This window comes from Pseudomonas sp. JV245A, assembly GCF_032424515.1.
GTDB lineage: Bacteria > Pseudomonadota > Gammaproteobacteria > Pseudomonadales > Pseudomonadaceae > Aquipseudomonas > Aquipseudomonas protegens.
In genome coordinates this window covers 29,543-42,234 of record NZ_VYKE01000009.1, presented here as the reverse complement: position 1 = coordinate 42,234, position 12,692 = coordinate 29,543, and the positions used below count along the sequence as shown (strand labels likewise).

16 protein-coding genes are annotated in these 12,692 nt (G+C 59.7%); 13 read left to right on the top strand and 3 right to left on the bottom strand.

Annotated elements, in window-relative coordinates; genetic code table 11:
* Positions 1-24: 24 nt before the first annotated feature.
* The 6 genes from F6S12_RS04595 to F6S12_RS04570 are packed head-to-tail and all read left to right on the top strand — an operon-like array spanning position 25 to position 5,989.
* Positions 25-1,578: a sugar ABC transporter ATP-binding protein gene (locus F6S12_RS04595; RefSeq protein WP_161467173.1), complete on the top strand. Its 1,554-nt coding sequence runs from the start codon at positions 25-27 to the stop codon at positions 1,576-1,578.
* A complete protein-coding gene (locus F6S12_RS04590) occupies positions 1,575-2,549 on the top strand; it encodes an ABC transporter permease (RefSeq protein WP_011060408.1) in 975 nt (324 codons plus the stop codon). The genes F6S12_RS04595 and F6S12_RS04590 overlap by 4 nt, the downstream gene beginning before the upstream one ends.
* 3 nt (positions 2,550-2,552) lie before the next feature.
* The gene (locus F6S12_RS04585; RefSeq protein ID WP_011060409.1) at positions 2,553-3,575 is read left to right on the top strand and encodes a LacI family DNA-binding transcriptional regulator; all 1,023 of its coding nucleotides are present in this window, start codon (positions 2,553-2,555) and stop codon (positions 3,573-3,575) included.
* Positions 3,576-3,599: 24 nt separating this feature from the next.
* Entirely contained in the window at positions 3,600-4,517 is a 918-nt protein-coding gene (rbsK, locus tag F6S12_RS04580) for a ribokinase (RefSeq protein ID WP_315868757.1), read from the top strand.
* On the top strand, positions 4,514-4,918 hold the full coding sequence (gene rbsD, locus F6S12_RS04575; RefSeq protein WP_072451517.1) for a D-ribose pyranase: 405 nt from the start codon (positions 4,514-4,516) through the stop codon (positions 4,916-4,918). The genes rbsK and rbsD overlap by 4 nt, the downstream gene beginning before the upstream one ends.
* A gap of 42 nt (positions 4,919-4,960) precedes the next feature.
* On the top strand, positions 4,961-5,989 hold the full coding sequence (locus tag F6S12_RS04570; protein WP_011060412.1) for a nucleoside hydrolase: 1,029 nt from the start codon (positions 4,961-4,963) through the stop codon (positions 5,987-5,989).
* 33 nt (positions 5,990-6,022) lie between these two features.
* On the opposite strand, the gene F6S12_RS04565 is transcribed toward F6S12_RS04570, so the two are convergent.
* On the bottom strand, positions 6,023-6,235 hold the full coding sequence (locus F6S12_RS04565) for a hypothetical protein (protein WP_011060413.1): 213 nt from the start codon (positions 6,233-6,235) through the stop codon (positions 6,023-6,025).
* 165 nt (positions 6,236-6,400) lie between these two features.
* Between F6S12_RS04565 and F6S12_RS04560 the strand changes: the two genes are divergently transcribed.
* The gene (locus F6S12_RS04560; RefSeq protein ID WP_011060414.1) at positions 6,401-6,706 is read left to right on the top strand and encodes a hypothetical protein; all 306 of its coding nucleotides are present in this window, start codon (positions 6,401-6,403) and stop codon (positions 6,704-6,706) included.
* A gap of 161 nt (positions 6,707-6,867) precedes the next feature.
* Positions 6,868-7,179, top strand: coding sequence for an I78 family peptidase inhibitor (locus F6S12_RS04555; RefSeq protein ID WP_041117049.1), 312 nt, complete (start codon positions 6,868-6,870; stop codon positions 7,177-7,179).
* A 70-nt stretch (positions 7,180-7,249) separates the two neighbouring features.
* Here the strand turns inward: F6S12_RS04555 and F6S12_RS04550 are convergent, their stop codons facing one another.
* Both F6S12_RS04550 and F6S12_RS04545 read right to left on the bottom strand, forming a co-directional pair.
* Positions 7,250-7,462, bottom strand: coding sequence for a cold-shock protein (locus F6S12_RS04550; RefSeq protein ID WP_003179963.1), 213 nt, complete (start codon positions 7,460-7,462; stop codon positions 7,250-7,252).
* 292 nt (positions 7,463-7,754) lie between these two features.
* Positions 7,755-8,054: a hypothetical protein gene (locus F6S12_RS04545; RefSeq protein WP_011060416.1), complete on the bottom strand. Its 300-nt coding sequence runs from the start codon at positions 8,052-8,054 to the stop codon at positions 7,755-7,757.
* A 384-nt stretch (positions 8,055-8,438) separates the two neighbouring features.
* Here F6S12_RS04545 and thrS point away from each other — a divergent pair, with 384 nt between their 5' ends.
* From thrS to pheS, 5 genes are all read left to right on the top strand, one after another.
* A complete protein-coding gene (gene thrS, locus F6S12_RS04540) occupies positions 8,439-10,361 on the top strand; it encodes a threonine--tRNA ligase (RefSeq protein WP_011060417.1) in 1,923 nt (640 codons plus the stop codon).
* Positions 10,361-10,912 carry a translation initiation factor IF-3 gene (gene infC / locus F6S12_RS04535; RefSeq protein WP_169893379.1) on the top strand — a complete coding sequence of 184 codons (552 nt, stop codon included), beginning with the start codon at positions 10,361-10,363 and terminating at the stop codon, positions 10,910-10,912. Before thrS ends, infC begins: the two co-directional genes overlap by 1 nt.
* A 60-nt stretch (positions 10,913-10,972) precedes the next feature.
* The gene (gene rpmI, locus F6S12_RS04530) at positions 10,973-11,167 is read left to right on the top strand and encodes a 50S ribosomal protein L35 (RefSeq protein ID WP_002553160.1); all 195 of its coding nucleotides are present in this window, start codon (positions 10,973-10,975) and stop codon (positions 11,165-11,167) included.
* A 30-nt stretch (positions 11,168-11,197) separates the two neighbouring features.
* Entirely contained in the window at positions 11,198-11,554 is a 357-nt protein-coding gene (rplT, locus tag F6S12_RS04525; protein WP_011060418.1) for a 50S ribosomal protein L20, read from the top strand.
* A 110-nt stretch (positions 11,555-11,664) separates the two neighbouring features.
* Entirely contained in the window at positions 11,665-12,681 is a 1,017-nt protein-coding gene (gene pheS, locus F6S12_RS04520; protein ID WP_152686078.1) for a phenylalanine--tRNA ligase subunit alpha, read from the top strand.
* The last annotated feature ends 11 nt before the right edge of the window (positions 12,682-12,692 follow it).

The following is a 12,692-nucleotide window of genomic DNA, read 5'->3' as shown; positions in this document are numbered from 1 at the left end:
GGGCGGGCGCATGGAGAGTTTCCTATGTCAGTTTCTGCTGCCAACGCTGTCCTATCGGTCAGCGGTATCGGCAAGACTTATGCGCAACCGGTGTTGACCGGCATCGACCTGACGCTGTTGCGCGGTGAAGTGCTGGCGCTCACCGGCGAGAACGGTGCCGGCAAGAGCACCCTGTCGAAGATCATCGGTGGCCTGGTCAGCCCCACCACAGGGCACATGCAGTTCAATGGTCAGGATTATCGTCCGGGCAGTCGCGCCCAGGCCGAGGATCTGGGCATTCGCATGGTGATGCAGGAGCTCAACCTGCTGCCGACCCTGTCGGTGGCCGAGAACCTGTTCCTCGACAACCTGCCCAGCAGTGGTGGCTGGATCAGCCGCCGGCAATTGCGCAAAGCGGCGATCGAGGCCATGGCCCAGGTCGGTCTGGATGCCATCGACCCCGACACCCTGGTGGGCGAGCTGGGCATCGGCCACCAGCAGATGGTGGAGATCGCCCGTAACCTGATCGGCGACTGCCATGTGCTGATTCTCGATGAGCCCACCGCCATGCTCACGTCCCGCGAGGTAGAAATGCTCTTCGAGCAGATCACCCGCCTGCAGGCCCGCGGCGTGTCGATCATCTATATCTCCCATCGCCTGGAAGAGCTGGCCCGGGTTGCCCAGCGCATCGCGGTATTGCGTGACGGCTGCCTGGTCTGTGTCGAGCCGATGGCCAACTACAACAGCGAGCAACTGGTGAACCTGATGGTGGGTCGCGAGCTGGGCGAGCACATCGACCTGGGCGAGCGCCGGATCGGCGCGCCGGCCTTGACGGTGAGCAACCTCAGCCGCTCGGACAAAGTCCGCGATGTGTCCTTCGAGGTCCGCAGTGGCGAGATCTTCGGAATTTCCGGGTTGATCGGGGCAGGGCGCACCGAGCTGCTGCGCCTGATCTTCGGTGCCGATGTCGCCGACAGCGGCACCATCGCCCTGGGCACCCCGGCGCGCCCGGTGAGCATCCGCTCGCCAGTGGATGCGGTGGCCAACGGCATCGCCCTGATTACCGAGGACCGCAAGGGTGAGGGGCTGCTGTTGACCCAGTCCATCAGCGCCAATATCGCCCTGGGCAACATGCCGGCGATTTCCAGCAGCGGCCTGGTCAATGGCCAGGACGAGGAGCATCTGGCGCAGCGCCAGATCGACGCCATGCGTATCCGCAGCTCCAGCCCGGCGCAACTGGTCAGCGAGCTGTCCGGTGGCAACCAGCAGAAGGTGGTGATCGGCCGCTGGCTGGAGCGCGACTGTTCGGTGCTGCTGTTCGATGAGCCGACCCGTGGCATCGATGTCGGCGCCAAGTTCGATATCTACGGCCTGTTGGGGGAGTTGACCCGGCAGGGCAAGGCCCTTGTGGTGGTGTCCAGCGACCTGCGCGAGCTGATGCTGATCTGCGATCGCATCGGCGTGCTCTCGGCCGGGCGGCTGATCGATACCTTCGAGCGCGACAGCTGGACCCAGGATGAACTGCTTGCCGCGGCATTTGCCGGCTATCAAAAACGAGATGCGCTGATCGATGTAGCGGCGCCTAGGAATGCATCATGAAAACTGCAGCAAGCGGCAAGCGAGGCGGCCACTACTACGGCCTCGGCACTTACCTGGGGTTGGCGGGGGCGCTGCTGGGGATGATCGTGCTGTTCTCCCTACTCAGCAGTCATTTTCTGTCCTATGACACCTTCAGTACCCTGGCCAACCAGATTCCCGACCTGATGGTGCTGGCGGTGGGCATGACCTTCGTCCTGATCATCGGTGGCATCGACCTGTCCGTGGGCTCGGTACTGGCCCTGGCGGCGTCGACCGTCAGCGTGGCGATTCTCGGCTGGGGCTGGAGCGTGGTGCCCGCGGCGTTGCTGGGCATGGCTTGCGCGGCGCTGGCGGGAACGGTGACCGGTTCCATCACCGTGGCCTGGCGCATTCCTTCGTTCATCGTGTCTCTGGGTGTACTGGAAATGGCCCGCGGCGTGGCCTACCAGATGACGGGCTCACGCACCGCCTACATCGGTGACGCCTTCGCCTGGTTGTCGAATCCGATTGCCTTCGGCATTTCGCCGTCGTTTATCATTGCCCTGCTGATTATTTTCCTGGCCCAGGCGGTGCTGACTCGCACCGTGTTCGGTCGCTACCTGATCGGCATCGGTACCAACGAAGAGGCAGTGCGTCTGGCGGGGATCAACCCCAAACCCTACAAGATCCTGGTCTTCAGCCTGATGGGGTTGCTGGCAGGTATCGCTGCACTGTTTCAGATTTCTCGCCTGGAAGCGGCAGACCCGAACGCGGGCTCCGGTCTGGAGTTGCAAGTCATCGCTGCGGTGGTGATCGGCGGCACCAGTCTGATGGGCGGGCGCGGTTCGGTGATCAGTACCTTCTTTGGCGTCTTGATTATTTCCGTGCTGGCTGCGGGCCTGGCGCAAATCGGCGCATCCGAACCGACCAAGCGCATCATCACTGGTGCGGTCATCGTGATTGCCGTGGTGCTGGACACTTATCGCAGCCAGCGCGCCAATCGGCGGGTTTGATTCATGGCAACAATCAAGGATGTGGCGGCGCTGGCGGGGATTTCCTACACCACGGTGTCCCATGTGCTGAACAAGACGCGGCCAGTCAGTGAGGAAGTTCGGGTCAAGGTCGAGGCCGCTATCGCGCGCCTGGACTATGTGCCCAGCGCGGTGGCGCGTTCGCTGAAGGCCAAGACCACGGCTACCATCGGCTTGCTGGTACCCAACAGCCTCAACCCGTACTTCGCCGAATTGGCTCGGGGGATCGAGGATTATTGCGAACGCAACGGCTACTGCGTGATCCTCTGCAACTCCGACGACAACCCGCAGAAGCAGCGCAACTACCTGCGAGTATTACTGGAAAAACGTATCGACGGGTTGATTGTCACCTCGGCCGGTGGCGACAGCGGCCTGGCCCAGGGGCTGGCCGGCGTGCGCACGCCGATGGTGATTGTCGACCGTGGGCTGGAAGGGGTGAACGCCGACCTGGTGCGTATCGACCACCAGCACGGTGCCTACCTGGCCACCCGACACCTGCTGGAGCTGGGGCATCGGGACATTGCCTGCATCGGCGGCCCGGGCAATACCAGTGTGGCGCAGATGCGCCTGGCGGGATTCCAGCAGGCGCTGCGTGAGGCCGGTGTCGAGGCGCCTGCCGAGCGCATCCTGGAAAGTGATTTCAGTAGCACTGGTGGTTATCGCGCAGCCGCGCAGTTGCTCGATGGCGGACAGCCGCCGAGCGCGATTTTCGCTGGCAACGACATGATGGGCATCGGGGTGCTGCGCGCGGCAGCGGAGCGCAATATCCGCGTGCCCAGCGAGCTTTCGGTGATCGGCTTCGACGACATCCTCATGAGCCGGTACGTCTACCCGGCGCTGACCACGGTCGGCCAGTCGATCCTGCAACTGGGGGAAACCGCGGCAGAGTTGCTGCTGCGGCGGATCGCCTGCCGGGAGCTGCCGGTCGACCAGCGCATCGTTACGCCGAATATCGTCTTGCGGGAGTCGACGGCGCCGCTGGGTGGCGCTTTCGCCGAATACCGCTGAACCCAACTGATTGAGTACCGATGTATGTCAGCAAAAGTAGTGGTAGTGGGTAGCCTCAACATGGACCTGGTGACTCGGGCCGAGCGCCTGCCCCGAGGGGGCGAGACGCTGATTGGCAAATCCTTCGCCACGGTATCCGGTGGCAAGGGCGCCAATCAGGCAGTGGCTGCGGCCAGGCTGGGAGCGCAGGTGTCGATGGTCGGCTGTGTCGGCGACGATGCCTATGGCGAGCAACTGCGAGGTGCCTTGCTGGCCGAGCAGATCGATTGCCAGGCGGTGAGTGTGGTCGAAGGCTCCAGTGGGGTGGCGCTGATCGTGGTGGACGACAGTAGCCAGAATGCGATTGTCATCGTCGCCGGCGGCAATGGCCAGCTCACTCCCGAGAAGGTCGCCGGGTTCGATGCGGTGCTGCAGGATGGGCAAGTCATCATCTGCCAGCTTGAAGTGCCGCTGGCGACTGTGGGCTACACCCTCAAGCGCGGGCGCGAACTGGGCAAGACGGTGATCCTCAATCCGGCGCCGGCCAGTGGCCCGCTGCCGGCGCAGTGGTATGGCGCGATCAACTACCTGATTCCCAACGAGAGCGAGGCTTCGGCCTTGAGCGGGGTAGCGGTGGACTCCCTGGAGAGCGCTGAAGTGGCTGCCAGTCGCTTGATCGCTGCGGGTGCTGGGAAGGTGATCATCACCCTCGGTGCGCAAGGCTCGCTGTTTGCCGATGGCCAGCGTTTCGAGCATTTCCCGGCGCCCAGGGTCAAGGCAATCGATACCACGGCGGCCGGGGACACCTTTGTCGGCGGATTTGCCGCGGCCCTGGCTGCCGGCAAGAGCGAAGCCGAGGCCATCCGCTTTGGCCAGGTGGCTGCGGCGCTGTCGGTGACGCGCGCCGGTGCGCAACCTTCCATTCCCACGCTGTCCGACGTTCAGGCGTTTATCCCTTCATGAAAAAGACACCTTTGCTCAACATTGCCCTGTCACGCTTGATCGCGTCCCTGGGCCACGGCGATATCGTGGTGATCGGCGATGCCGGCCTGCCGGTGCCCCCGGGCGTGGAGTTGATCGACCTGGCGCTGACCCACGGCGTTCCCGACTTTCTCACTACCTTGAAGGTGTTGCTCAGCGAGATGCAGGTGGAGCGTCATGTGCTGGCCGAAGAAATTCTGCTCAAGCAGCCTACGCCGCTGGCGGCGCTTGAAGGCATGACCGCCGGTGGTGAGCTGGGGCAGCGGCAGCTCATGAACCACGAGGGTTTCAAGGTGCTCAGCCGCCAGGCCCGTGCGGTGATCCGCACCGGGGAGTGCCAGCCGTATTGCAATATCGCCCTGATTGCCGGGGTGACCTTCTAGGCCGCTGTCGGGCCTTTTTCCATCTTGCACAAGGAGTGCGCCATGCGCCGCTATGCTCAGTTGTTTCACCACTGGTTCCGGAGTCTGCTGCTTTTGTCTCTGCTCACTGCTACCGGCGCTCAGGCGGCGGAAAAAATCGATCTGATCATCGACACCGATCCGGGGGCCGACGATGTGGTAGCCCTGCTGTTCGCCCTGGCTTCCCCCGAGGAGCTGCAGATCCGCGCCCTGACCACGGTGGCGGGCAACGTGCGGTTGGACAAGACCTCGCGCAATGCGCGCCTGGCCCGAGAGTGGGCGGGGCGCGAGGAGGTGCCGGTATACGCCGGAGCGCCCAAGCCGCTGCTGCGTACCCCCATCTATGCCGAGAATATCCATGGCAAGGAAGGCATTTCCGGGGTGACGGTGCACGAGCCCAAGGCGCCTCTGGCCAAGGGCAATGCGATCAACTACCTGATCGATACGCTGCGGGCGGCCAAGCCCCACAGCATCACTATCGCCATGCTCGGCCCGCAGACCAACCTGGCGCTGGCGCTGATCCAGGCACCGGACATCACCCAGGGCATCAAGGAAGTGGTGGTCATGGGCGGTGCGCACTTCAACGGTGGCAACATCACGCCGGTGGCCGAGTTCAACCTGTTCGCCGACCCCCAGGCGGCCGAAGTGGTGCTCAAGAGCGGCGTCAAACTGACCTATCTGCCGCTGGACGTGACCCACAAGGTGCTGACCAGCGATGCGCGGCTGCAGAAGATCGCGGCGTTGAACAACAACGCCAGCAAGGTGGTGGGGGACATCCTCAACGAGTACGTCAAGGGCGACATGGAGCACTACGGTATTCCCGGCGGCCCGGTGCATGACGCTACAGTGATTGCCTACCTGCTCAAGCCCGAGCTGTTCACCGGCCGTCAAGCCAATATGGTCATCGACAGCCGCGAGGGGCCGACTTTCGGCCAGACCATCGTCGATTGGTACGACGGCCTGAAGCAGGAAAAGAACGTGTTCTGGGTTGAGAACGGCGATGCCCAGGGTTTCTTCGACTTGCTCACCGAGCGCCTGGCGCGTCTCAAGTAAACCTTGCCCCCGCAGGTACCTGCCTGCGGGGTTCTATTCCCGTTCCGGGTCCTGTACGCCCAGGTGGTCGGCCGGGTATTTCTCGAAGACTTGTTCAATGAAGGCTCGGGCGGACTGGGTGCCCAGTTCCTTGACCAGCAGGTCTATGCCAATGATCGCCAGCTCCTCCGGGCTCCCCGGGCTGTAGGAGCATTGGCCCTGGGGCCATTTGGCTTTGATGTCGGCGTCGATACTCACGGTGGCCATGAAAGTCTCACGAATTCGGATAAGGCGGGCGCCAGGGCAGGGCTCTGGGCGGGTAGTTGCTGCGTCGCAGAGTTAACCATGTTGCCGGGCGTTTGGCACTCCGACTTAGGCATCAGGCGAGTGCTGTGCGACACTGCGGCTTTTCCTGTGCTCAAGGAAGCCTCCGTGCAAATCGATTTGAACCAGCCTGATGCCCTGACCCTGGAGGCGGTGCGTCAGCTGCTGGCGTCTGCCAGCGACAACGTGCATACCCAGTTGCGCGTGAGCAAAACCGGAATTGCCTATATCTCTTCGGGGGTAGTGGGCGGTGCCGAGATAGAAGGTTTGCTGTTTCGCCTGGAAACCTGGGCGGCCGGCTCCGGGTATGTCGGCAAGGTGGCTGCCGCCGACGAGGTCTGGGTGATGCAGATCTTCAATGCGCTCAAACAGAACTGGCCCAAGCCGGCGTTCGACTACATCGACATCTATTGAGCGTCGTTCATATCCGGTGACGATTGTCCCGTGAAAGAGTGGCACCGGCTGAGGCAGACTTGCCCGCTGTTCACCTGATACGGCAAATGGCCATTTGTTTTGAAACCAAAAGCCAAATCGGCTGTCGCACGATCTCTGCTTAATTTTGAAAAGGAGGCTTCATGCCTTGGAAGCTCGCTTCATTCGGAACCTTGTTGGCCGCTGTCGTCCTTGGTGGGTGCAGCACTGCCGGGTCGACAAAGGAGCCTGTGGCCGCTGAGTCCGGGCACACTCGTTGTGAAGCATCGGCCGCCGAATTCGCCGTCGGCAAGAAGGCTTCTCCCGAGTTGCTCGAGCAGGCCCGTACACGCGCAGGCGCGCAGTACGCACGGTTCCTCAAGCCCAACGACATGATCACCCTGGAGTACCGCTCGGATCGCCTGAACCTGAACACTGATGCCGGCCTGGTGGTGACCCGGGTCAACTGTGGTTGAGGCTGAGGCCTTTGGATCACGCATAAAAAACCCCGTCACATGGACGGGGTTTTTTTAGCTCGCTGAGAAATTACTCAGGGCGAACTTGTGCAGCTTGCATACCCTTTTGGCCTTTCTCAGCCACGAAGGAAACGGTCTGGCCTTCTTTCAGGCTTTTGAAACCGTCGCTTTCAATAGCTTTGAAGTGTACGAACAGGTCGTCACCGCCACCTTGAGGAGTGATGAAGCCGAAGCCTTTTTCATCGTTGAACCATTTTACGGTGCCGGTTTGGCGATTAGACATGGTGTATCTCCAAGAAACATATATTTTCAGTAGTGCTGTGCTGCTCAGGCCAACTGGGCACACCGAGCTATCATAGTCGAAATGTTCGGCTTGGGAGCCCCCCAGAGGCGCTCTTTGCCCGATGTACCTGTGTATTTTGCCATCTGAGTTGGCTGCAGGCCCCGGTTTAAGGGGCTTTGGCGTAAAACAGAGGGTAATAAAAAAACCCGTAAAAGCTGCGTAAATTGTGAAAAAGACCGCGTTTCAGGCTCTGTGGCGAGCACTGGCGCAGCCTGTTCCGGGCATCAGCAGCTTATTTGACCACCCGGCAAGCAGCGATGGCGTCCAATGCTCGGGTTCGCAGATCTGCGCTGGGTTGCTTGGTTTTGCTCATCAGCTCCTTGATCTCCTCGGTGGTGAATTTTTCATTTAGCTTGTCGGCGCCGCAGGCACAGTGCTTTTCGGCGCTCTTGGCGTCGATGTTCTGGCTGGCCGCCGCGGTGCAGTCCTTCATGTAGTCGGCGCGTGCTCCGGCAGGCCATGCCGCCTGTGCACTCAAAGGCAGTAGCAGGGTGAGCGGTGCGGCAAGGGCGAGCAGTTTGATAAGGCGCATGAGTCGGGTTCTCCTGAAGTCGGTAGCAAGGACGACGATTCTCCGGTTATTTGAGGCTCGACGTACATCTCAAGTTCACTTTCAACAATAAAAGACTGTAAACCAGGCTCGCGATAATTTGCTGCACGGCGATTGCGATGTATCTGTGCTAGCATGCCCGGCTTCGGTGTTTTCAAGCTTTGGGCCTTTTCTAGCCCTTGCCGTTTATGCCTCATTAATCTTGATGTGAACCCCAGTCACTCTGGTTCGGTTTTTCGGTTGGCCGCAAGGCTCTTGCCACTGTGAGGCAGGCGTTCGTAGCAGAACGGCCGGACTGAATCGCGTACTGGCTCATCCCAACCCACGTGACCTTTGGTAGGGGTCACCACTAGGAGAGGAGGCGCCATGCCCACTATTACTCTTCCCGACGGCAGTCAACGTTCATTCGATCACGCAGTATCCGTAGCCGAGGTCGCCGCATCCATTGGCGCGGGCCTGGCCAAGGCCACATTGGCTGGCAAGGTCAATGGCAAGCTGGTCGATGCCTGCGACGTGATCGACGGCGATGCAACCCTGCAAATCATCACGCCAAAGGACGAAGAGGGGCTGGAGATCATTCGCCACTCTTGCGCTCACTTGGTGGGGCATGCGGTCAAACAGTTGTATCCGACCGCGAAAATGGTCATCGGTCCGGTCATCGATGAAGGCTTCTATTACGACATCGCCTATGAGCGTCCTTTCACGCCTGAGGATATGGCCGCCATCGAGCAGCGCATGCAGCAGCTGATCGAGAAGGACTATGACGTGATCAAGAAGGTCACGCCGCGCGCCGAAGTGATCGAGGTGTTCAAGGCCCGGGGCGAGGACTACAAGCTGCGTTTGGTCGAAGACATGCCGAACGAGCAGGCGATGGGCCTGTACTACCACGAAGAATATGTCGACATGTGCCGCGGTCCGCACGTGCCGAACACGCGTTTCCTGAAGTCCTTCAAGCTGACCAAGTTGTCCGGTGCCTACTGGCGCGGTGATGCCAAGAACGAGCAGTTGCAGCGGATCTACGGTACTGCCTGGGCGGACAAGAAGCAGCTCGCTGCCTACATCCAGCGTATCGAAGAGGCCGAGAAGCGCGATCATCGCAAGATCGGCAAGCGCCTGGGCCTGTTCCATACCCAGGAAGAAGCGCCGGGCATGGTGTTCTGGCACCCTAATGGCTGGACCCTGTACCAGGTGCTCGAGCAGTACATGCGCAAGGTGCAGCGTGACAACGGTTACCTGGAGATCAAGACTCCGCAGGTGGTTGACCGCAGTCTCTGGGAAAAATCCGGGCACTGGGCCAACTACGCCGAGAATATGTTCACCACCGAGTCGGAAAGCCGCGACTACGCAATCAAGCCGATGAACTGCCCTTGCCACGTGCAGGTGTTCAATCAGGGCCTGAAGAGCTACCGCGAGTTGCCGATGCGCCTGGCCGAGTTCGGTGCCTGCCACCGTAATGAACCCTCGGGCGCTCTGCACGGCATCATGCGTGTGCGTGGCTTCACTCAGGATGATGCTCACATCTTCTGTACTGAAGACCAGATGCAGGCCGAGTCTGCGGCGTTCATCAAGCTGACCATGGATGTCTATGCCGACTTCGGCTTCAAGGACATCGAGATGAAGCTGTCCACTCGCCCTGAAAAGCGCGTGGGCTCCGATGATCTGTGGGACCGTGCGGAAAGCGCACTGGCAGCGGCTCTGGATAGCGCCGGCCTGCCATACGACCTGCAGCCGGGCGAGGGCGCATTCTACGGTCCGAAGATCGAGTTCTCGCTGAAGGACTGTCTGGGTCGTGTCTGGCAGTGCGGTACCTTGCAGTTGGACTTCAACCTGCCGATCCGTCTGGGCGCCGAGTACGTTTCCGAAGACAACAGCCGTAAGCATCCGGTGATGTTGCACCGGGCGATCCTCGGTTCCTTCGAGCGTTTTGTCGGGATTCTGATCGAGCATTACGAGGGTGCATTCCCTGCGTGGCTGGCTCCGACTCAGGCCGTGGTGATGAATATCACTGATAAACAGGCAGATTTTGCCCTCGAAGTGGAAAAAACACTCAATCAAAGCGGATTTCGTGCCAAGTCCGACTTGAGAAATGAAAAGATCGGCTTTAAAATCCGCGAGCATACTTTGCTCAAGGTTCCCTATCTCTTGGTTATTGGAGATCGGGAGGTCGAGATGCAGACTGTCGCTGTGCGTACCCGTGAAGGTGAAGACCTGGGCTCGATGCCTGTCGCCCAATTCTCGGCGTTCCTCGCACAAGCGGTTTCCCGGCGTGGTCGCCAAGATTCGGAGTAATTATTATTAAGCGTGATATGAGACAAGATAAACGAGCTGCACCGAAAGCCCCGATCAACGAGAATATCTCGGCACGCGAGGTTCGGTTAATTGGCGCTGACGGCGAGCAGATTGGCATCGTCTCGATTGATGAAGCGCTTCGTATAGCTGAAGAAGCCAAGCTGGATCTGGTGGAAATTTCCGCCGACGCAGTCCCACCTGTTTGCCGGGTGATGGATTACGGCAAGTCGATCTTCGAAAAGAAGAAGCAGATTGCTGCTGCGAAGAAGAACCAGAAGCAGATTCAGGTTAAAGAAATCAAGTTTCGTCCAGGGACGGAGGAAGGGGATTACCAGGTAAAACTGCGCAACCTGGTACGTTTCCTGAGTGACGGGGACAGGGCCAAGGTATCCTTGCGATTCCGCGGCCGTGAGATGGCCCACCAGGAGCTGGGGATGGAACTCCTCAAGCGGGTTGAAGCTGACCTGCAAGAGTACGGTTCGGTCGAACAGCATCCTAAGATGGAAGGACGCCAGCTGATCATGGTCATCGCCCCGAAAAAGAAGAAGTAATCAACAGGGCACGGCAGGCCTTCTGATTATGTTTATCAACTGAATGCGGAGTATCCGAACATGCCAAAGATGAAAACCAAAAGTGGTGCTGCTAAGCGGTTTCTGAAAACTGCTAACGGTATCAAGCACAAGCACGCTTTCAAGAGCCACATCCTGACCAAAATGTCGACCAAGCGTAAGCGTCAACTGCGCGGTAGCAGCTTGCTGCATCCGTCTGACGTGGCAAAAGTCGAGCGCATGCTGCGCCTTCGTTAATTTTTGGATCAAGAATAGAGGAAGTAACTCATGGCTCGTGTAAAGCGTGGCGTCATTGCCCGTAAACGTCACAAAAAAATTCTGAAACTTGCTAAAGGCTACTACGGCGCTCGCTCGCGCGTATTCCGTGTTGCCAAGCAAGCGGTAATCAAGGCAGGCCAATACGCCTACCGTGACCGTCGTCAGAAAAAACGTCAGTTCCGCGCTCTGTGGATTGCTCGTATCAACGCTGGTGCTCGTAATAACGGCCTGTCGTACAGCCGTCTGATCGCTGGCCTGAAAAAGGCGTCCATCGAGATCGACCGTAAGGTTCTGGCTGATCTGGCAGTGAACGAAAAAGCGGCGTTTGCTGCGATTGTCGAGAAAGCTAAAGCCACCTTGGCTTAAGTACCCCCGACAGTCATCCGGGCTCACCTTTCGTGAGCCCAGATGTTAAACGTCATAAATAGGGGAAGAGCCTTCAAGCTCTTCCCCTATTTTGTATCTGGAGTCTGTACATGGAAAACCTGGATGCGCTGGTTTCTCAAGCACTTGAGGCCGTGCAACACGCTGAAGACATCAATGCCCTGGAACAGATCCGGGTTCACTTCCTTGGCAAGAAGGGCGAGCTGACTCAGGTGATGAAGACCCTGGGCAACCTGCCTGCCGAAGAGCGTCCGCAAGTCGGTGCGCTGATCAACGTTGCCAAGGAGCGTGTAACAGAGGTTCTCAATGCTCGCAAAGCGGCTTTCGAGGAGGCGGAACTCAGCGCCAAGCTCGCCGCCGAGTGCATTGACGTCACTCTGCCGGGCCGTGGCCAGACCTCGGGCGGTCTGCACCCGATTACGCGGACCCTGGAGCGTATCGAACAGTTCTTCACTCATATTGGCTACGGCATCGCCGAAGGCCCTGAGGTTGAAGACGACTATCACAACTTTGAAGCGCTCAACATCCCAGGCCACCACCCGGCCCGGTCGATGCACGACACCTTCTATTTCAACGCGAACATGTTGTTGCGCACCCATACCTCACCGGTACAGGTCCGCACCATGGAGTCGCAGCAGCCGCCGATTCGCATTGTCTGCCCAGGCCGTGTGTACCGTAGCGACTCCGATATCACTCACTCGCCGATGTTTCACCAGGTCGAAGGCCTGCTGGTCGATCGTGACATCAATTTCGCCGACCTGAAGGGCACGATCGAAGAGTTCCTGCGGGTGTTCTTCGAGAAGGAACTGGCGGTGCGTTTCCGTCCTTCGTACTTCCCGTTCACCGAGCCTTCCGCCGAAGTCGATATGGAATGCGTGATGTGCGCCGGTAAAGGCTGCCGGGTCTGCAAGCAGACTGGCTGGCTGGAAGTCATGGGATGCGGCATGGTTCATCCGAACGTGCTGCGTATGTCCGGGATCGATCCGGAAGAGTTCCAGGGCTTTGCCTTCGGCATGGGCGCCGAGCGTCTGGCCATGCTGCGTTACGGTGTCAATGACTTGCGCCTGTTCTTCGACAACGACTTGCGGTTCCTTGCGCAATTTCGCTAGTCGCGCGTCCG